The organism is Bradyrhizobium sp. BLXBL-03, assembly GCF_051853015.1.
Taxonomy (GTDB): domain Bacteria; phylum Pseudomonadota; class Alphaproteobacteria; order Rhizobiales; family Xanthobacteraceae; genus Bradyrhizobium; species Bradyrhizobium manausense.
The window spans coordinates 765,298-785,264 of the sequence record NZ_CP182470.1 but is presented as its reverse complement, the minus strand read 5'-3'; the positions used below and the strand labels follow the sequence as shown (position 1 = coordinate 785,264).

General features: G+C 64.5%; 19 protein-coding genes. 9 read left to right on the top strand and 10 right to left on the bottom strand.

What is annotated here, in order from left to right; genetic code table 11:
• The first annotated feature begins 3 nt into the window (after positions 1-3).
• The 3 genes from nudC (at position 4) to ACNJX9_RS03720 (ending at position 2,480) form a co-directional block, all read left to right on the top strand.
• Entirely contained in the window at positions 4-942 is a 939-nt protein-coding gene (gene nudC / locus ACNJX9_RS03730) for an NAD(+) diphosphatase (RefSeq protein WP_439407836.1), read from the top strand.
• Positions 943-950: 8 nt separating this feature from the next.
• Positions 951-1,871, top strand: a complete 921-nt coding sequence (locus tag ACNJX9_RS03725; protein WP_439407835.1) for a sugar kinase — start codon at positions 951-953, stop codon at positions 1,869-1,871.
• 99 nt (positions 1,872-1,970) lie between these two features.
• Positions 1,971-2,480, top strand: a complete 510-nt coding sequence (locus ACNJX9_RS03720) for an Lrp/AsnC family transcriptional regulator (protein WP_057748368.1) — start codon at positions 1,971-1,973, stop codon at positions 2,478-2,480.
• 8 nt (positions 2,481-2,488) lie between these two features.
• Here ACNJX9_RS03720 and ACNJX9_RS03715 read toward each other — a convergent pair whose 3' ends face one another.
• The 6 genes from ACNJX9_RS03715 to ACNJX9_RS03690 form a co-directional block, all read right to left on the bottom strand.
• Positions 2,489-3,988 (bottom strand): phosphomannomutase/phosphoglucomutase, encoded by a 1,500-nt coding sequence (locus ACNJX9_RS03715; protein ID WP_439407834.1) that lies wholly within the window; start codon positions 3,986-3,988, stop codon positions 2,489-2,491.
• Between the two features lie 155 nt (positions 3,989-4,143).
• Positions 4,144-4,350: a HepT-like ribonuclease domain-containing protein gene (locus tag ACNJX9_RS03710; protein ID WP_439407833.1), complete on the bottom strand. Its 207-nt coding sequence runs from the start codon at positions 4,348-4,350 to the stop codon at positions 4,144-4,146.
• A gap of 123 nt (positions 4,351-4,473) precedes the next feature.
• Positions 4,474-4,770, bottom strand: coding sequence for a nucleotidyltransferase family protein (locus ACNJX9_RS03705; protein ID WP_439407832.1), 297 nt, complete (start codon positions 4,768-4,770; stop codon positions 4,474-4,476).
• A 60-nt stretch (positions 4,771-4,830) separates the two neighbouring features.
• The gene (locus tag ACNJX9_RS03700; RefSeq protein WP_162268374.1) at positions 4,831-5,343 is read right to left on the bottom strand and encodes a TIGR02281 family clan AA aspartic protease; all 513 of its coding nucleotides are present in this window, start codon (positions 5,341-5,343) and stop codon (positions 4,831-4,833) included.
• Positions 5,344-5,461: 118 nt separating this feature from the next.
• Positions 5,462-7,936 (bottom strand): ATP-dependent helicase HrpB, encoded by a 2,475-nt coding sequence (gene hrpB / locus ACNJX9_RS03695; RefSeq protein ID WP_439407831.1) that lies wholly within the window; start codon positions 7,934-7,936, stop codon positions 5,462-5,464.
• 123 nt (positions 7,937-8,059) lie between these two features.
• The gene (locus ACNJX9_RS03690; RefSeq protein ID WP_439407830.1) at positions 8,060-9,376 is read right to left on the bottom strand and encodes a UDP-glucose dehydrogenase family protein; all 1,317 of its coding nucleotides are present in this window, start codon (positions 9,374-9,376) and stop codon (positions 8,060-8,062) included.
• 193 nt (positions 9,377-9,569) lie between these two features.
• Between ACNJX9_RS03690 and ACNJX9_RS03685 the strand changes: the two genes are divergently transcribed.
• Entirely contained in the window at positions 9,570-10,637 is a 1,068-nt protein-coding gene (locus ACNJX9_RS03685; RefSeq protein ID WP_439407829.1) for an acyltransferase family protein, read from the top strand.
• Between the two features lie 107 nt (positions 10,638-10,744).
• Here ACNJX9_RS03685 and ACNJX9_RS03680 read toward each other — a convergent pair whose 3' ends face one another.
• Positions 10,745-11,716 carry a quinone oxidoreductase family protein gene (locus tag ACNJX9_RS03680; RefSeq protein ID WP_439407828.1) on the bottom strand — a complete coding sequence of 324 codons (972 nt, stop codon included), beginning with the start codon at positions 11,714-11,716 and terminating at the stop codon, positions 10,745-10,747.
• A gap of 96 nt (positions 11,717-11,812) precedes the next feature.
• Between ACNJX9_RS03680 and ACNJX9_RS03675 the strand changes: the two genes are divergently transcribed.
• The 3 genes from ACNJX9_RS03675 (at position 11,813) to ACNJX9_RS03665 (ending at position 16,592) form a co-directional block, all read left to right on the top strand.
• Positions 11,813-12,655, top strand: a complete 843-nt coding sequence (locus tag ACNJX9_RS03675) for a LysR family transcriptional regulator (RefSeq protein WP_439407827.1) — start codon at positions 11,813-11,815, stop codon at positions 12,653-12,655.
• A gap of 81 nt (positions 12,656-12,736) precedes the next feature.
• Positions 12,737-15,799 (top strand): DNA polymerase I, encoded by a 3,063-nt coding sequence (polA, locus tag ACNJX9_RS03670; protein WP_439407826.1) that lies wholly within the window; start codon positions 12,737-12,739, stop codon positions 15,797-15,799.
• A gap of 157 nt (positions 15,800-15,956) precedes the next feature.
• Entirely contained in the window at positions 15,957-16,592 is a 636-nt protein-coding gene (locus ACNJX9_RS03665) for a LysE family translocator (protein ID WP_439407825.1), read from the top strand.
• 43 nt (positions 16,593-16,635) lie between these two features.
• Here ACNJX9_RS03665 and ACNJX9_RS03660 read toward each other — a convergent pair whose 3' ends face one another.
• A complete protein-coding gene (locus tag ACNJX9_RS03660; RefSeq protein ID WP_439407824.1) occupies positions 16,636-17,262 on the bottom strand; it encodes a glutathione S-transferase family protein in 627 nt (208 codons plus the stop codon).
• Between the two features lie 198 nt (positions 17,263-17,460).
• On the opposite strand from ACNJX9_RS03660, the gene pyrE reads away from it, so the two are divergent.
• Together pyrE and ACNJX9_RS03650 are read left to right on the top strand one after the other, a co-directional pair.
• On the top strand, positions 17,461-18,024 hold the full coding sequence (pyrE, locus tag ACNJX9_RS03655) for an orotate phosphoribosyltransferase (protein ID WP_057744523.1): 564 nt from the start codon (positions 17,461-17,463) through the stop codon (positions 18,022-18,024).
• Positions 18,025-18,173: 149 nt separating this feature from the next.
• Positions 18,174-18,950, top strand: a complete 777-nt coding sequence (locus tag ACNJX9_RS03650) for a DUF2865 domain-containing protein (protein ID WP_439410252.1) — start codon at positions 18,174-18,176, stop codon at positions 18,948-18,950.
• Between the two features lie 97 nt (positions 18,951-19,047).
• Here ACNJX9_RS03650 and ACNJX9_RS03645 read toward each other — a convergent pair whose 3' ends face one another.
• Positions 19,048-19,479 (bottom strand): hypothetical protein, encoded by a 432-nt coding sequence (locus ACNJX9_RS03645; protein ID WP_057744520.1) that lies wholly within the window; start codon positions 19,477-19,479, stop codon positions 19,048-19,050.
• 168 nt (positions 19,480-19,647) lie between these two features.
• The gene (locus ACNJX9_RS03640; RefSeq protein WP_220001399.1) at positions 19,648-19,893 is read right to left on the bottom strand and encodes a hypothetical protein; all 246 of its coding nucleotides are present in this window, start codon (positions 19,891-19,893) and stop codon (positions 19,648-19,650) included.
• Between the last annotated feature and the right edge of the window lie 74 nt (positions 19,894-19,967).

Below are 19,967 nucleotides of genomic sequence, written 5' to 3'. Positions count from 1 at the left end.
GAAATGTCAGCATTCGACTCGTTTCCCTTGGGGCAGCCGGCCTTCGTCACCAACGTCCTCGACCGCGCCGCGCATTTGCGCCGCGATGACGAAAAGCTGTTTGCACTGGAACAGAAACCGTCGTCGCGCGCCTATGTCGTCTACCGCGACTCGCTGCTGGTGAAGCGCGAGGGCGACAAGGTGCGTGCGCTGCTCTCGATCGACGAGGCGCTGAAATGCGGCGCCAATCCCGGCACGATCTTTCTGGGCTTGCGCGACGGCGCGGCGATCTTCGGCATGGGCCTGGCGCAAGCCGCAGCCGAGAAGCTGATCGGCCGTGACGACTACACCGTCACCGAGCTGCGCGGCATGGCGATGCAGGGCGCGATCCCGCCCGACCAGCTGTCGGCGATCGCGATGGCGAAGTCGATGGTCAGCTGGCATCAGCGCCACGGCTATTGCGCCAATTGCGGCGCCCGCAGCGCGATGAAGGAAGGCGGCTGGAAGCGCGACTGCCCGGCGTGCAAGGCCGAGCATTTTCCGCGCACCGATCCTGTCGTGATCATGCTGGTGGCAGCGGGCGAAAAGTGCCTGCTCGGCCGCCAGAAGCAGTTTCCGCCCGGCATGTTTTCGTGCCTCGCCGGCTTCGTCGAGGCCGCCGAAACCATCGAGGACGCGGTGCGCCGTGAAATCCTCGAAGAGTCGGGCATTCGCTGCACCGACGTGCAGTATTACATGTCGCAGCCCTGGCCCTATCCGTCGTCGCTGATGATTGGCTGCAGCGCGCGGGCGCTGAACGAGGACATCGTCGTCGATCATTCCGAGCTGGAGGATGCACGCTGGTTCACGCGCGATGAGGCGGCGCTGATGCTGAAACGGACGCATCCGGACGGGTTAGCCGGGCCGCATCCGTTTGCGATCGCACATCATCTGCTCGGCCGCTGGGTGCACGACAGGAGCTGAGGCTGCCGATGGCGCACTCTGCGACCGCGCCGCGCATCCTGTGCATCGGCATTCCCGTGCGCGACCTCACCTTCCGGGTGGAGGCCGTGCCGGAGCGCGGCAGCAAGGCGAACGCGACGCATCTTGCCGAGATATGCGGCGGCAACGCGCTCAATGCCGCGATCGCGATGGCACGACTTGGCGGCCGCGTCGCGTTTGCAGGTCCCATGGGCGACGCGCAGGAGACGTCGAGCGGCTTCATTCTCGAACGGATGGCTTCCGAGGGGATTGATGTCGGGCGGATCGTGCGCGTTCGGGGCGCTGCCACGCCCGTCTCGGCGATCATCATCGACGCATCAGGCGAACGAACGCTGACGATCTACCGCGATCCTGCGCTGTGGAGCGTGAAGCTATCTGACGCCGACGAATTGCTCGCTTGTTGCCAGGCGGTTCTCGTCGAGAGCCGCTGCGGCGTCTTCTGCATTGATCTCTGCACCGAGGCGCGCCGGCGCGGCATCCCCGTCATTGTCGGCGTCGATCGCGCGATGGCGCTGACCGACGATCTGCTCACGGCCGCCTCGCATCTGCTGTTCGCCAGCGCGCAGGTGCAGGAGACCGCTGGCATCACTGGTGACGGCGAGGCCTTGAAGCGGCTCGCCAAGCTCACGCCCGCTTTCCTCGCCGCTACCCGCGGCCCGCACGGCACGATCTGGCTGAACGAGGCAGGCCGGCTGGAGGAAACACCCGCCTTCCCGGTCGAGGCGGTGGATACGCTTGGCGCTGGCGACGTCTTCCACGGCGCCTTCACCCTCCGGCTCGCTGAGGGCGGAGGCCTGCCCGAGGCGCTGCGATTCGCCGCGGCCGCTGCGGCGCTGAAATGCACCCGCCATGGTGGCGGCCTGGCCGCACCGCAACGTGTTGAAGTTGAAGAGCTTTTGCGCAGCGTCTGAGACGCCGAGCCAGCCCGCCGCGGAGATTATGGGCTTGCTATAGAATGATTTTCTCTATATCAGGGAAATCAGCCCCTGAAATGGAACAAAGTTCTTCAAATGACCGACCTCGCTGTCCAGATCCCCGAGACCAGCCGCCGCCTCGACGCCATCGACCGCAAGATCCTGATGGTCCTCCAGGAGGATGCCTCCCTGTCCGTTGCCGAAATCGGCGACCGGGTCGGACTGTCCTCGACCCCCTGCTGGAAGCGCATCCAGCGCCTCGAGGCCGACGGCGTGATCCTGAAGCGGGTGGCGCTGGTCGATCAGAACAAGATCGGGCTCGGCATCTCCGTGTTCGTGTCGGTGGAGAGCTCGGATCATTCCGACGCCTGGCTGAAGAAGTTTGCCGAGGCGGTCAGCGCCATGCCCGAAGTGATGGAATTCTACCGTATGGCCGGCGACGTCGATTACATGCTGCGCGTCGTGGTCGCGGACATGCAGGCCTATGACATCTTCTACAAGAAGCTGATCAGCGCCGTGCCGCTGAAGAACGTCACCTCGCGCTTTGCGATGGAGAAGATCAAGTCGGTGACGGCGCTGCCGATCCCGGCGGTGGTAGCGGCTTAAGACAGTCCTCAAATCTTCTGGTTGTACTCTCCCACCTCGGGATGGGTCCGCAGCACGCTGTTCACCATCTCGAACATGTCGTGCATGCGTTGCTCGGAGACCGGGCTCTCGACCACGACCACGAGCTCGGGCTTGTTGGAGGAGGCGCGGACCAGGCCCCAGCTGCCGTCCTCGACGGTGACGCGCACGCCGTTGACGGTGACGAGATCGCGGATCGCCTGGCCGCCGATCTTGGCGCCCTTGGCCTGCAAGCCCTCGAAGTGCTTCACCACGGAATCGATGACGCCGTACTTCACCTCGTCGGCGCAATGCGGTGACATGGTCGGCGACGACCAGGTTTTTGGCAGTGCGTCCTTGAGGTCCGCCATCGACTTGCCGGGCGCGCGGTCGAGCATGTCGCAGATCGCGATCGCCGAGACGAGGCCGTCGTCATAGCCGCGCCCATACGGCTTGTTGAAGAAGAAATGGCCTGATTTCTCGAAGCCGGCGAGCGCACCGGTCTCGTTGGTGCGGCGCTTCATGTAGGAATGGCCGGTCTTCCAATAGGCGGTCCTGGCGCCCTGCTTCTGCAGCACGGGATCGGTGATGAAGAGGCCGGTCGACTTCACGTCGACGATGAACTGCGCGTCCTTGTGGATCGCCGACATGTCGCGCGCCAGCATCACGCCGACCTTGTCGGCAAAGATCTCCTCGCCGGTGTTGTCGACGACGCCGCAGCGGTCGCCGTCGCCGTCGAAGCCGAGGCCGACATCGGCCTTGTGATGCAGCACCGCGTCGCGGATCGCGTGCAGCATCTCCATGTCCTCAGGGTTCGGATTGTATTTCGGGAAGGTGTGGTCGAGCTCGGTGTCGAGCGGGATCACCTCGCAGCCGATCGCCTCCAGCACCTGCGGCGCGAATGCGCCGGCGGTGCCGTTGCCGCAGGCCGCGACGACCTTGAGCTTGCGCGTCAGCTTTGGCCGGTTGGTGAGATCGGCGATATAGCGTGCCGGATAGTTCTCGTGGAATTGGTAGGAGCCGCCCGCCTTGTTCTTGAACTCGGCATTGAGCACGATCTCTTTCAGCCGCGTCATCTCGTCGGGGCCGAAGGTCAGCGGACGGTTGGCGCCCATCTTCACGCCGGTCCAGCCATTGTCGTTGTGCGAGGCCGTGACCATGGCGACGGCGGGCACGTCGAGATCGAATTGCGCGAAATAGGCCATCGGCGTCACCGCAAGACCGATATCGTGCACCTTGCAGCCCGCCGCCATCAGGCCGGAGATCAGCGCATATTTGATCGAGGCCGAATAGCCGCGGAAATCATGGCCGGTGACGATCTCTTGGCTGACGCCAAGCTCGGCGATCAGTGCGCCGAGCCCCATGCCGAGCGCCTGCACGCCCATCAGGTTGATTTCCTTCTGGAACAACCAGCGCGCGTCGTATTCGCGGAAACCCGTGGGCTTCACCATCGGCTCGGATTCGAAGGCGTAGGTGTTGGGCAACAAGACGGATTTCGGCTTGGGGAACATTGAGGCGGTCTCGTGAAAATGACAGGAATCGATGCAGCCTTAGCGAAGGCCAGGGCGCGGTGGAAGGCGGGAATGAAGGCTTATGGCCGATAATTGCGGCAGTTTGGTAACGGGAAATGGTGCGCTGAGAGAGACCCGCGCTTCTGGCGCATCGGCTATCGGCGTGCCAGTTCGTCTTCGACGGCTGCCCTGAGAGATGGCAGGTCCTGCTGAACGATCTCCCAGACAAGGCGGGCTGCGACGTCCTCATAGTTGTGGCGATAGACATTGCCTGCAGCCGCCATCTGCCTCCATGCGATCGCTGGGTGCCTCGCCTTCAGTTCCTCTGGAAGACGCCGAGAGGCCTCCGAAATGATCTCCAAACATCGCGTAACAGTTAGACCGTCCGTAAATCCGTCGCGAATGCCTCGCGATCCAGATCTACGGCGAACTCGGTCGCCAAATCGATGTGATGTAAGATGTCCCGAAGGACTCCGTCGATGCGATCAGAAGGCATAGACAGCATCGGCTGTCGCGGCGGGCGCAACGTATGATTTCAGACCGTCGCGATTGACGATATCGACCCGCCCGTCAAAAAGGTTGGCGATATATTCCTTGAGTTCGATGTAGTCGAAGACCGTGATCCGCGCCTCCGGATCGATCTCGACTATAATATCGACATCGCTGTCAGGGCGATTTTCACCCCTCGCCACCGAGCCGAACAACGCGGCATGCAAGACGCCTCGCTCGCCTAGCGCGGGCTCGGATTGTCGGAGGATGTCGATCGCCTCGGGGCTGTTCATGGACGGAATATAGCACCCCGTCTGCCCTTAAGGGAGGCCCACCGACCAATTAGAGTGGATCTACTGCTCCAGCACCATCTGGCCGTTGGCGTACTCAAACCGCTTCAGGCGAGACAGGAAGGAGAGGCCGAGCAGGTTCTCGGACAGTGCAGCGTCCGGCAGCACCATGGCATCGACATCGCGCACCACGAGGTCACCGACCTCAAGCATCGCGATCCGGGTGCGCGCGGCCTTGACGGTGCCGTTAGCAGTGGTGACCGCGGCGTTGTACTCGTTGCGCGAGGGACGCAGGCCAAAGCGGGCGGCCGAGGTCTCGTTCAGCGCCACCACGGAAGCTCCGGTGTCGACCATGAAACCGATGCGCTGGCCGTCGATGCGGCCCTCGGTCTGGAAATGACCGCGGACGTCCCGGGGGATGTTGAGGCTGCGGCTGCCGGCCGGCGCGGTGGTCGCAACTGCGACCGTCGGATGCGGCGCTGACGTGGCGGAGGCGGAACTCATCCTGTCCGCCATCTGCGCCATGAATGTACCGAGACCGATCATCACGGCCGCGAAGATCATAATGTTACGCATCACACCACTTCCGAGCCGAACGCTCGATTTCACCACGCGGCGCACCCGTCTGCGAGCGACGCCGCGGCGGCGCCCGGGTCATTTTGACGAAAAGGATGAGCGAACGGTTAATGCGGACTCACGTCCCGCGCGGCTTCGGCCGCCGGGTCGGCAGCGCGGTCGCCGGATCGTCCGGCCAGGGATGGCGCGGATAGCGGCCGCGCAGGTCGGAGCGCACCGCGGCGTAACTGCCGCGCCAGAAGCCGGGGAGATCGCGCGTCACCTGCACCGGACGCTGCGCCGGCGACAGCAGCTCCAGCACCAGCGGCACCTTGCCGGCGGCGATCGAGGGATGGGTGTTGAGGCCGAACAATTCCTGCAGCCGCACGGCGATGGTCGGCCCCTGCTCGGCCTCGTAATCGATCGCCAGCACGCTGCCCGTCGGCGCCTCGAAATGTGTCGGCGCCTCGCGGTCGAGCCGCGCACGCATGTCCCAGGGCAACAGCGCCATCAGCGGATCGGAGAGATCACCGGCGGAGACGTCCTTCAGCGCGATCTTGCCGTAGAGCGCGGGCACCAGCCAATCGTCGCGCCGCGCGATCAACCCGTCGTCCGACAGGTCGGGCCAATTGTCGCCCTCGGCCTTGCGCAGGAACATCACACGGTCGCGCCATTGCTTTGCGGCCTTGGACCAGGGCAGCCGGTCGAGGCCTGCGGCGATCAGACCATCGGCAAAAATGCGCGCGGTGTCTTCCGAGGGCGACACCGCAAGCGTTGCTTCAGAAAGTGTGATCGCGTGCAGCACGCGCTTGCGCCGCGCGCGCAGCGCCATCGCGCCGCGGTCGAAGGAGATTTCGTCGGTGGTGTCGATATGTTCGGCAAAATGTCGCTCGATATCTTCTTCAGCAATTTGCGCCGCCAGCAAGATGCGCCCGCTTGCGGCCGTGCCCGTCATCTCACCGATCGCGATGTAGGGCGCGCGGGCCAGGGACGAGGTCTGCTCCACTGCGGCGCCGCGACCGTTGGCGAGTACAAAACTGCCATTACCGCGGTTGCGGGCCACGCGGTCCGGGAAGGCATAAGCAAGCATCAGGCCGGTCGAGAGATCCTCCTGCGGTCCCGGCTTCTCCGACGCTGCCACTTGCGAGGCCCAGCGCCGCGCCAGATCGCGCGCGCTCGCCGCTCGCGGCGAACGGTCGCGGCGAAACTGGTCGCGCCGGTGCTCCAGATCGGCGCTGTCGCCGCCGAGCCCGCGTTCGGTGAGGATCGCCGCGATCTCGGCCGCGTCCTCGCCGCACCCTGCGCGATGCGAATCCACGATCATGCGCGCCAGCCACGGCGGCAGCGCCAGTGCGCGCAGGCTCTTGCCCTCGGCGGTGATGCGGCCGTCGCGATCGAGCGCGTTGAGCTCGGTGAGGAGGCTTTTGGCTTCCTTCCATGCCGGCTGTGGCGGCGGGTCGAGGAACGACAGCGCGGCCGGATCGGCGACGCCCCATTGCGCGAGATCAAGCACCAGCGAGGAGAGATCGGCGCTGAGGATTTCCGGCTGCGTATAGGGCGCCAGCGAGGCCGTCTGCGGCTCGTCCCAGAGCCGGTAGCAGACGCCAGGCTCGGTGCGGCCGGCGCGGCCGCGGCGCTGGTCCACCGCCGCACGCGAGGCGCGGACCGTCTCGAGCCGCGTCAGGCCGATATCGGGCTCATAGCGCGGCACCCGGGCAAGGCCGGAATCGACGACGATGCGCACGCCTTCGATGGTGAGCGAGGTTTCCGCGATCGAGGTCGCGAGCACCACTTTTCGCGTGCCCTTCGGCGCCGGTGCGATGGCGCGATCCTGCACGGCGGCATCAAGCGCGCCGAACAGCGGCACGATCTCGATACTGGCGTCCTGCACGCGCTCGGCCAGGAAATTCTGGGTACGACGGATTTCGGCGGCACCCGGCAGAAAGGCGAGCACCGAGCCGCTGTCGGCGCGCAGTGCCGATGCGATGGCATCCGCCATCTGCCGCTCGATCGGTGCATCCGCCTTGCGGCCGAGATAACGGGTCTCGACCGGAAAGGCGCGGCCCTCGCTCTCGACGACCGGCGCTTCTCCGAGCAGCCTTGCGACACGCGCGCCATCAAGCGTCGCCGACATCACCAGGATGCGCAGATCTTCGCGCAGGCCGAGCTGCGCATCACGCGCCAGCGCAAGGCCGAGATCGGCATCGAGCGAGCGCTCGTGGAATTCGTCAAACAGGATGGCGGCAACACCGGAAAGCTCGGGATCGTCGAGGATCTGCCGGGTAAAGATGCCTTCGGTCACGACCTCGATGCGGGTTGCACGCGAGATCTTCGAGCCGAAGCGGACGCGATAGCCCACGGTCTCGCCGGCGCGCTCGCCGAGCGACTTGGCCATGCGGTCGGCGCTGGCCCGTGCCGCGATGCGGCGCGGCTCCAGCACGATGATCTTCTTGCCTTGGGCCCAGGGCGCATCGAGCAGCGCCAGCGGCACCCGCGTGGTCTTGCCGGCGCCGGGGGGCGCCACCAGCACGGCGGCGTTGTGCTGATCCAGCGTGCGCGAGAGGTCGTCGAGCACGGCATCGATCGGGAGGGGCGTATCGAAGTTGCGGGGCAAGGCCTATCCACTCGTCATGCCCGGGCTGATCCCGGGCATCCACGTCTTGGACTAGAAAACAGACGTGGATGGCCGGGACAAGCCCGGCCATGACGGTTTGAGGTCGACGATAATGCCTAACGATCAGCCCTGTACCGGCGGGCGGCCGACGCTCTCATAGGTGAAGCCGGCCGTAGCCATGTCTTCGGGGCGGAAGATATTGCGGAGGTCGACGACGACGGGCTGGGCCATGGCCGCCTTCAGCCGATCGAGATCGAGGCCGCGGAACTGGGTCCATTCGGTGACGACGACGACCGCATCGGCACCTTGCGCGCAGGAATAGGCATCTTCGCAATAGGTGATGCTGGGCAGCTCGCTCTTCGCCTGCTCCATGCCGACAGGGTCGAACGCCTTCACCTTGGCGCCCATGTCGAGCAGACCGGTGACGAGCGGGATCGACGGCGCATCGCGCATGTCGTCGGTATCGGGCTTGAAGGTCAGGCCGAGCACCGCGATGATCTTGCCGCGCAAGGAGCCGCCGAGCGCCTGGCTCACCTTGCGCGCCATCGCGCGCTTGCGGTTCTCGTTGACCGCGAGCACGGATTCGACGATGCGCAAATTGACGTCGTAGTCCTGCGCGATCTTGATCAGCGCCTTGGTGTCCTTCGGAAAGCAGGAACCGCCGAAGCCGGGACCAGCGTGCAGGAATTTCGTGCCGATGCGGTTGTCGAGGCCAATGCCGCGGGCAACCTCCTGCACATTGGCGCCGACTTTCTCGGAAAGATCCGCGATCTCGTTGATGAAGGTGATCTTGGTCGCGAGGAAGGCGTTGGCGGCGTATTTGATCATCTCGGCGGTGCGGCGCGCGGTGAACATCAGCGGCGCCTGGTTCAATGACAGCGGTCGGTAAATGTCGCCCATCACCTTGCGGCCGCGCTCGTCGGAGGTGCCGACCACGACGCGATCGGGAAACTTGAAGTCGCGGATCGCGGCGCCCTCACGCAGGAACTCCGGATTGGATGCGACCACGACATCGGCTGACGGATTGGTCTCGCGGATGATGCGCTCGACCTCGTCGCCGGTGCCGACAGGCACGGTCGACTTCGTCACCACCACGGTGAAGCCGGAGAGCGACTGCGCGATCTCCTTCGCCGCGGCGTAGACATAGGACAGATCGGCGTGGCCGTCGCCGCGGCGCGACGGCGTGCCGACCGCGATGAACACCGCGTCCGCATCCGCAACCGGCTTGGACAGATCGGTGGTGAAATCGAGCCGCTTGGCCTTGACGTTGTTGGCGACCAGCTCGTCCAGGCCCGGCTCATAGATCGGGATCTCGCCGCGATGGAGGCTAGCGATCTTCTTCTCGTCCTTGTCGACGCAGGTGACGTCGTGACCGAAATCCGCAAAGCAGGCTCCAGACACCAGTCCGACATAGCCCGTTCCAATCATCGCGATGCGCATGAAAATCCCTGCTTTGGCTTGGTTAACGAAACCCCTGATACGGGGCGGTTTAGCATTTTTCCGGCAGAAGAAAACCATCCGGCGCGAAATCAGGCATGCGAATTGTACAGGTAAAGAAATCCTAAGCCACAAGGCGGCAAACTGCCCCACGCCCGCACAGAGCCGGGCGGAATACGCCTCGAAAAGGGACACCATGGCATCACCAGGCACATCAGCCGCGACCGGGGGACCGAAAGCCCCGGACGCCGCGCGTGTCGACTGGGTCGATTACGCCAAGGGCATCTGCATCATCATGGTCGTGATGATGCATTCGGTGCTGGGGGTCGAGCTCGCCGCCGGCGAACCGGGGTTCATGCATCTGCTCGTGGCCTTCGCAAAGCCGTTCCGGATGCCGGACTTCTTCCTGATTTCGGGCCTGTTCCTGCCGCTGGTGATCGATCGGGACTGGCGAACCTATCTCGATCGCAAGGCGGTGCATTTCGCCTATTTCTATGTCGTCTGGGTGACAATCCAGTTCGGCTTCAAGGCGCCTGCCTTCGCGGCCGAAACCGGCTGGCGCGACGTTGGCCTGCTGTACCTGGAATCTTTCATCGAGCCCTTCGGCACGCTCTGGTTCATCTATCTGCTGCCGGTGTTCTTCATCGTCACAAAGCTGACACGCAGATGGCCGCCGCTCGCGATCTGGCTGATCGCGGCCGCGCTGGAGACGGCCCGCATCACGACAGGCTGGACCGCGATCGACGAATTCTGCGCGCGCTTCGTCTACTTCTATTCCGGCTATCTGTTCGCGCCTTATGTGTTCGCACTGGCGGACCGCGCACGAAGCCGCCCCACGCTTGCACTCGCGGCGCTCACGACCTGGGCGCTGGTCAATGCCGGCCTCGTCGCATCAGGCGCCGGCGAGTGGAGGATCGTCTCGCTCCTGCTCGGCTTCGCCGGCGCAGGGGCGATCATCACATCAGGCACGCTGCTGGCGCGCGCTGGATGGTGCAATTTCCTGCGCTTCTGCGGCGAGCATTCGATCGTGATCTATCTCGCCTTCTTCCTGCCGATGGCGGCAACGCGAACGCTACTGCTGCACACATCAGTCATTTCCGATATCGGCGCGATGTCGCTGATCGTGACCATTGTCGGCGTGCTCGGATCGCTCGCGATCTGGCAGGCCGCCTTGCTGCTCCACGCCGACTTCCTGTTCGAACGGCCCGACGCGTTCTGGATCGCGCCGAAGAAGCCCGGGCCGGTGTTGCAAGCGGCGGAGTAGACCGTTCTAGAGCGCGATGAGACCAGGATGAATCGTCATCGCGCTTTAGGTTATTGTTTGAGCATGATCTTTTCGGAAAACCGCTTCGCACTTTTCCGGATCATGCTTTAGGGGCGCAGATACAAAGCTCCCGTCGTACGCCCGGCTTCGAGGTCGGCCTGAGCCCGCGCCGCGTCCCGCAGGCTGTAGGCTGTGCCGCTGACCTGCAGCACGCCGTCGGTCATGGCGGCGAGCACCCGCGCGGCAGAACGGTGATACGCATCGGCATCGCTCATGTGGGCCATGACGCTCGGCCGCGCCAGCATCAGGCTGCGCCGCGGCCCGAGATCGTGAACATCGATTGATGGGATCGGCCCGGCCGACTGGCCAATGCTTGCGACGACGCCGAACGGTCGCACGCAGCCCAGCGTCTTCTGCAACGTCGTCGCGCCGACGCCGTCATAGGCGACATCGACGCCGCGACCGGCGGTGACATCGGCGACGGCTGCGGCAAAATCGGCATCCCGCCCAATGATCACATGCGACGCACCGGCAGCACGGGCGATCTCGGCCTTATCAGGTGATCCGACGGTCCCGATCACGGTCGCCCCTGTTACGCTGGCCCAGCGCGTCAGGAGCTGTCCGAGTCCTCCTGCCGCGCTATGGACGAGAATCGTCGTGCCAGGGCCAACCGGGAAAACACGATTGAGCAGCATGTCGGCCGTGATGCCCTTGACGAACACTGCCGCGACCGCCTCGTCCGGAATGCCGGCGGGAAGCTTGACGCAGCGCCAGGCTGGCAAATTGCGCTCGGACGCATAGGCGCCGACGGGAGTGCCCGCATAGGCGATGCGGTCGCCGATTTCGAGGCCGCTCACCTCCGGACCCAGCGCCGCAATAATGCCCACCGCCTCGACGCCGGGAATGCGCTCGGGTGGAAGCGCGTAGAGACCCATGCGCTGATAAATATCGATGGTATTCACGCCGATCGCGCTCTGCTGCAACCGGATTTCGCCCCGGCCTGGCGGCGGCAAATCAGCGCTCGCCAGCTCGAGCTGGTCTGCGCCGCCCGGACTCTTCAATCTCACGATGACGGCCATATCGGGGTCCTCCTGTCGATGACGAAGGACTATGGAATGACGCGAAAATCTGCGAAACTGCTCAAGATTGAGATCTTGTTGTGAGAATTCGCACAAATGGACTGGACCGACCTGCAGCATTTCCTGGCGCTCGCGCGCGAGGGCACCCTGTCCGCCGCGGCGAGGAGCCTCAATGTCGACCACGTCACCGTGGCGCGCCGCGTCGCCGCCCTGGAAGCATCCTTGTCGCTCAGGCTCGTCGACCGCAGGCCGCGCAGCTACGAGCTCACCGAGGACGGCAAGCGCATCGCCAAGATCGCAGCGCCGATGACGGACACGGCATTTGCGGTGGATCGCGCCGTGCAGGCCTCGAAATCCGGTATCGGCGGCGATATCACGATCAGCGCGCCACCTTCGCTCGCCAACGTCCTGATCGCGCCGAAGCTGATCCGGCTGCGACAGCAGCATCCCGGTATCAAGATCAAGCTGATCGGCGAGAAGCGCACGGCCTCGCTCAACCGTCGCGAAGCGGATCTGGCGCTTCGGCTGTCGCGTCCGACGGAGCCCGGGCTGATTGCACGCAAGATCGGCTATTTCGAGTTCGCCCTCTACGGCTCGCCCGACTATTTGAAGACGACGCCACCGCATGCTTTCGCATTCATCGCCTACGATTCCAGCATGGATGATGTTCCGCAACAACGATGGCTGATGCGCTTCGCCGCCTCACGCGAGATCGTGCTTCGCAGCAACGACCTGGAGAACCAGGCGGCGGCCGCGCGGACGGGAATGGGGCTCGCAGCTCTGCCAAAATTCCTCGGCGAGGCCGATCCACGGCTGGAGCGCCATGATATCGGCGGACGTCCCGTCGGGCGCGAGGTCTGGCTGGTCGTCCATCGCGACCTGCGCCGCACGCCCACGGTGCGCATTGTTGCAGGTTTCATCGAGGACTGCCTGGCCTGATGCCGCGATTTGCTGTGCGAGTCGGCAAAATAGCGATCCCCCGAGGCTGTCTTTTGCCGCAAAAATTCATACATTGCGGCCATGCCCAAGAGCTCCCAAAAGACATCCCCGAAAACCTCAGCCAAAGCCGACACCATGCCCGCTGCGGCGACAGCTGCTGCCAAACCGGTCGCAGCCAAGGCGGCCGGCAAAGGCGACCATATCTTCCTGGTCGACGGTTCCGGCTACATCTTTCGCGCCTATCACGCGCTGCCGCCGCTGAACCGCAAGTCCGACGGCTTGCAGGTCAATGCCGTGCTCGGCTTCTGCAACATGCTGTGGAAGCTGCTCCGCGAGATGCCCGAGAACAACCGGCCGACGCATCTGGCGATCGTGTTCGACAAGTCGGAAATTACCTTCCGCAACAAGATCTATCCCGACTACAAGGCGCACCGGCCGCCGGCGCCTGACGATCTGATCCCGCAATTCGCCCTGATCCGCGAGGCGGTGCGCGCCTTCGATCTCCCCTGTCTGGAACAAACCGGCTTCGAGGCTGACGACCTGATCGCCACCTATGCGCGGCAGGCGAGCGAACGCGGAGCCACCACGACCATCGTGTCCTCGGACAAGGATCTGATGCAGCTCGTGGATGACAAGGTCACGATGTACGACACCATGAAGGATCGCCGCATCGGCATCCCTGAGGTGATCGAGAAATTTGGCGTGCCGCCGGAGAAGGTCGTCGAGGTGCAGGCCCTGGCCGGCGATTCCACCGACAACGTACCCGGCGTGCCCGGCATCGGCATCAAGACCGCGGCGCAGCTGATCGTCGAATATGGCGACCTCGAACAGCTCCTGTTCCGCGCCACCGAGATCAAGCAGCCGAAGCGCCGCGAAGCCTTGCTTGAAAACGCCGAGAAGGCGCGGATCTCGCGGCAGCTCGTCCTGCTCGATGACAAGGTTGATCTCGAAGTGCCGCTCGACGACCTCGCGGTCCACGAGCCAGACGCGCGCAAGCTGATCGCTTTCCTGAAGGCGATGGAATTTTCGACGCTGACACGCCGTGTCGCCGATTATGCGCAGATCGATCCTTCCAATGTCGATGCCGATCCCGGCTATGCCAGCGGCGCCAGCGTATTCACGACGCTGCCGCCCTCCGACGTCGTGCCCTCGCCGGGAACAGGCACGCCGGCACAGGCGCGGCCGGGCCAGCGCAACGCATCGGCCGGCAAGGAGGACAAGGCCGCGAGCCCGAAGGGCGCGCCGATCTCGCTCGCCGCTGCGCGCGAGGAGGCGCTGCGCAGGCTTCCGGTTGACCGGGCCAAATACGAAAACATCAAGTCGCTGAAAGAGCTCAGCGCCTTCATCGCACGCATCCATGATGCCGGCCAGGTCGCGATCGAGATCAAGGCCAACTCGATCGATCCCATGCAGGCCGATCTCTGCGGCGTGGCGCTGGCGCTGGCGCCGAACGAGGCCTGCTATGTGCCGCTGGCCCACAAGCAGTCCGGTGGCGGCGCCGGCCTGTTCGACGCCGGCCTCGCACCGGATCAGGTCAAGCACGCCGATGCAATCGAAGCGCTGCGGCCGGTGCTGGAATCACCCGGCATCCTCAAGATCGGCTTCGACGTCAAATTCGCTGCCGTGATGCTGGCGCAGCACGGCATCACCTTGCGCAACACCGATGATGCGCAGTTGATCTCCTATGTTCTCGATGCCGGCCGCGGCTCTCACGCGCTGGAGCAGCTGTCCGAGCGCTGGTTCGGCCATGCCATGCTGAAAGAGGGCGAGCTGCTCGGCAGCGGCAAGAGCAAGATCACCTTCGACCAGGTGCCGATCGACAAGGCCGCGCCGCTGTCGGCAGAGGGCGCCGATATCGCCTTGCGCATCTGGCGCGTGCTGAAGCCGCGCCTCGTCGCAGAACACATGTCTACGGTCTACGAGACGCTGGAGCGGCCGCTGGTGTCGGTGCTCGCGCGCATGGAGCGGCGCGGCATCTCGATCGACCGCCAGGTGCTGTCGCGGCTGTCAGGCGACTTTGCTCAGACCGCCGCGCGGGTCGAGGCCGAGATCCAGCAGATCGCCGGCGAGCCCGTCAATGTCGGCAGCCCCAAGCAGATCGGCGACATCCTGTTCGGCAAGATGGGACTGCCAGGCGGTACCAAGACCAAAACCGGCGCGTGGTCGACCACGGCGCAGGTGCTCGACGAGCTCGCCGAGCAGGGCCATGATTTTCCGCGGAAGATTTTGGAGTGGCGCCAGGTCTCGAAGCTGAAATCGACCTACACCGACGCGCTGCCGACCTATGTCAATCCGCAGACCCATCGCGTGCACACGACCTACGCGCTGGCCGCGACCACCACGGGCCGGTTGTCGTCGAACGAGCCGAACCTGCAGAACATCCCTGTTCGTACCGAGGACGGCCGAAAAATTCGCCGCGCCTTCATCGCGACGCCGGGGCATAAGCTCGTTTCCGCCGACTATTCGCAGATCGAGCTGCGGCTGCTGGCCGAGATCGCCGACATTCCCGTGCTGAAGCAGGCATTCAAGGACGGCCTCGACATTCACGCGATGACGGCATCGGAAATGTTCGGCGTTCCGATCAAGGGCATGCCGAGCGAGATCCGCCGCCGCGCCAAGGCGATCAATTTCGGCATCATCTACGGCATTTCGGCGTTCGGGCTCGCCAACCAGCTCGGCATCGCCCGCGAGGAAGCCTCGGCCTACATCAAGAAATACTTCGAGCGCTTCCCCGGAATCCGCGCCTATATGGACGAGACGCGCGACTTCTGCCGGAGCCACGGCTACGTCACCACGCTGTTCGGCCGCAAGTGCCACTACCCCGACATCAAGGCGTCGAACGCCTCGGTGCGCGCCTTCAACGAGCGCGCGGCGATCAACGCGCGGCTTCAAGGCACCGCCGCCGACATCATTCGCCGCGCCATGACGCGGGTGGAGGATGCGCTGGCCGAGAAGAAGCTATCGGCCCGGATGCTGCTGCAAGTGCATGACGAGTTGATCTTCGAGGTGCCGGACGCAGAGGTCGAGAAGACGCTTCCCGTCGTGCAGCACGTGATGCAGGACGCGCCGTTCCCGGCCGTGCTGCTGTCGGTGCCGCTGCATGTGGATGCGCGGGCGGCGAATAATTGGGACGAGGCGCACTGAGCCATTTTCTTCACCTGTCCCCGCCTGCGCACCGCTGATGTCACACACGCGGTGTCGGGGGCGAGATGCGCAAAGCCATTGTCCTCCGAGCAATATCGCGATGGCCCCGCGGAGCCGCGCCTATTAGAATCGCTGCATCTCCCGCACCGGTTCATCCATGCCCCATACATCCGCCCTGCTCGGCTTCGCCCTCGTCTGCTTCGGTCTCGTGCTCACGCCCGGGCCGAACATGATCTATCTGATCTCGCGCTCGATTACGCAGGGCCCGGCGGCGGGCATCGTCTCGCTCGGCGGCGTCGCACTGGGCTTCGTGTTCTACATGCTGTGCGCGGCGTTCGGCATCACGGCGCTGCTGCTCGCGATCCCCTTCGCCTACGACGCGCTGCGCTTTGCCGGCGCCGGCTACATGCTGTGGCTGGCCTGGCAGGCGGTGAAGCCGGGCGGCCGCTCGCCGTTCCAGGTGAAGAAGCTCGCGATCGACAGCCCGCCCAAATTGTTCACGATGGGGCTCGTCACCAACCTGCTCAATCCGAAGATCGCGATGCTGTATCTGGCATTGCTGCCGCAGTTCATCGATCCCATGGCCGGCAGCGTGCTGATGCAGTCGGTGGTGCTGGGCGCGATCCAGATCGCGATCAGCGTCAGCGTCAACGCGATGATCGCGCTCGCCGCCGGATCGATCGCCCTGTTCCTGGCGAGCCGGCCGAGCTGGATGCTGGTGCAGCGCTGGCTGATGGGGACCGTGCTGGCCGGCCTTGCGGTGCGGATGGCCGTGGAAGCGAAGAAGGTGTGATTTTCACCTCTCCCCGTAAGCACGGGGCGAGGCAAAAGAAGCCTCAATCCAGCTTCGCGTCCATGCCGCGCTTCACCGCCGGACGCGCCATCAGCGCCTCGTACCAGCGCTTGACGTTGGGGAAGTCGGCCAGATCCACCTTGTGGCGGGGATGGCGCCAGGCCCATCCGAGGATGGCGAAATCGGCGACCGAGAGGTCGCCGGCGACGAACTCGCGGCCGTCCAGGCGACGGTCGAGCACGCCGTAGAGCCGTCGCGTTTCCGCCATGTAGCGCTTCAGGCCGTAGGCGCGGTCCTGCTCGTTCTCCAGTGCAATGAAATGATGCACCTGGCCGGGCATCGGGCCGAATCCGCCCATCTGCCACATCAGCCATTCATAGACCGGAATGCGCTCACCCAGCGATTTCGGCAGGAATTTGCCGGTCTTCTCGCCGAGATAGAGCAGGATCGCGCCTGATTCAAAGATGCTGACGGGCCTGCCATCCGGCCCCTCGGGGTCGAGGATCGCCGGGATCTTGTTGTTCGGGGACAGTTTGAGGAACCCGGGCGCCATCTGCTCGCCCTTGGTGATGTTCACCGGAACCACCATGTAGGGGAGCCCCATTTCCTCCAGCGCAACCGAGATCTTGCGGCCATTCGGCGTGTTCCAGGTGTGCAGCTCGATGGTCATTTGCCCGTTTCCTTGCCCAATTTTCTTGCCCGTTTTCTTGCCCGCATGTCCGGCATCCACCTACTCCAGGAAGCTGCACCCCCACAACCGACAGAGCGGGATGGCCGATCCCTGTTGACGGTGGACACCCCCACTGGAATGTCGTCGCGGTCGCGGATAAATTCCGCCTCCTCTCAAAATGCTGTTCGAGGGACCGCCGTGTCGAAATCTGCCTCCCGCGCCCGCCTGTTCGAAATCATCCGCCGCCGCTCCTTCGGCCGCGGCGAGGTGACGCTCGCGTCGGGCCGCAAGAGCGATTTCTACTTCAACCTGAAGCCGACCATGCTCGACCCCGAGGGCGCGACGCTGCTCGCCGAGCTCACCTATGAAACGCTGAAGGACGATAATCTCGATTTCATCGGCGGGCTCGAGATGGGCGCGGTGCCGCTCGCCGGTGCGCTGGCGCAGATCTCCTGGATCAAGGGCCATCCGATCGCGGCGTTCTTCGTGCGCAAGAAGCCGAAGGAGCATGGCGCCAGGCTCGCGATCGAAGGTCTGCCCAAGGGCGAGACGCTTGCCGGCAAGCGCGTCGTGATCGTCGAGGACGTCACCACGACAGGTGGCTCGGCAATGAAAGCCGTGGAATCCGTGCGCGAGACTGGCGCCGAAGTGGTGCTGGTGCTGACCATGGTCGACCGCGAGGAAGGCGCCACCGATACGTTCGGCGCGGCCGGCCTGCCGTTCCGGTCGCTGTACAAGGCGTCGGAATTCCTGAAGGCTTGACGGCGCTGCGCCCCCTTCAACCGCTCATTTACCATCCCGCCTTATGGTGAATCATGTGCTGAGACCCGATGGTCGCGGCCGGTTCAGTAGCGTCGGTGGAGTAAGCGTTGCGTACAATCGTGTCCCATGCGCGCCTGCGGCGTCGCGCGATGCTTGTGGCCGCCATTCTCGCAAGCCCGCTGCTGGCGACCCCGGCTCCGGTTTCGGCAGAGGGCCTGTTCGACTTCTTCTTCGGCGGAATGCAGCAGCGGCCTCAGCGCGACGTGCCGCAGCAGGCGAGCCCCTTTGTTGATCCCTTCGCCAGTCAGCAGAACCAAGGCCAGCCCCAATATGTGCCGCCAACGCGCACGGCTGCTGCCGGCGGCTCCGGCCCTGCGTTCTGCGTGCGCAGCTGCGACGGCAAATATTTTCCGCTGATGCGCGGCCTCGCTTCGCCGGCGCAGATGTGTCAGGCCTTCTGTCCTGCCAGCGCGACAAAGGTGTATTTCGGCTCCTCGATCGACAGCGCTTATTCGCAGACCGGCGAGCGCTATGCCGACAGCGAGAACGCGTTCGCCTATCGCAAGGCGCTGCGCGCCGACTGCACCTGCAATGGCCGCGAGCCGGCCGGACTCGCCCCCGTCGATCTGACCCTCGACGCTTCGCTGAAGGCCGGCGATGTCATCGCCACCAGCGACGGCCTCGTTGCCTATACCGGCGTCCGCCTCGGCCAGGAACAGACCGCGGAGTTCACCCCGATTGCGTCCTATCCCGGCCTCACCGCCCAGGTCCGCGCCCTGCTCGGCGAGATGAAGGTGGCCCCGGTGCGCGCGGAGACAGTGGCGGCCGATGCCCCGGCCGCCCAGATCGCGCGCGAGACGCTGCCGGATGTGGCGGCCGCGCCGAAGACGCAGGCGAAATCGGCGAGGCGGGCGGGATTGGATTGATTGGTCATTCCGGGGCATCGCGCAGCGATGAATCCGGAATCTCGAGATTCCGGGTTCAATGCTAACGCATCGCCCCGGAATGACGGCGAGCAAGCCTCTACCTCCCGATAATCACCCCGATCACATTCGGCGCGGCCAGATATTTCTCCTCGATCGCCGCGCGCGCGGCGGCGCGGTTTTCGGCCGTGAGCAGGCCGCGCTTCTCGGCCAGGATCATCCAGCAGAAACCCCACCAGTCGGTCAGCATGCCGGTCTCGCTGACGAGGTCATAGCCCTGCTCGGCTGCGAAGATGCGCGCATGCGCTTCGTCGAGCGTGTCGAGGAAATGATGATCCTCGACCGAGAACAGATCGTCGCTGATATCGTCGATGGTGTAGCCCCAGATCGACTGGCACACCGCGTTGAACTCGCGGTCGAACTGGTCGTCGTCGATCCTCTGGCGCCGCGCCGCCTGATGCAGCCGCGACAGCGACCGCGCAAAATCGGCGATCCGGGTGAGGGCAAATTGATCGAAGGCAATGGTGGACATGTAGTCCTCGCGACTGACGTCAGACCCTAGATATTGTGTCGGCAATGCGCCGAATCATAATGATATATCAAAGACTTGCTAAAGTGTTCTTAATTTGTTCCGATGGCTTCGCAATGTTGTCCGGCGAAGGCCGGGACGACACCAGTGGTGTTGCGCCAGCAGCCCCCCTCAATTCGCCGCGGACATCAACTTGTCCCCGCACGCGCTCGCGTAAAACTTGCCGCCGCATTGGCGCTTGATGGCGGCGCAGCGCTGCGCAGGCGTTGCGTTTTGTGGGAGCGAGACGGCGCAGCTGAGGCCATCGGCGCTGCGCCCGGGCCTGTCGGCGGCGAAGGCTGCGCTGGAAGCGGTGATGCAGACGACGAGAACAGCAGCGGCGGCGATTTCGATCAGCAGTCGCATCAGTGGCTTCATGGGCGCTTCCTCCACAGTGATGGCTGAATTTGCGCCCAGTCTAGCACCAAATCGGCGTTTCTCCGTGCTGGTCC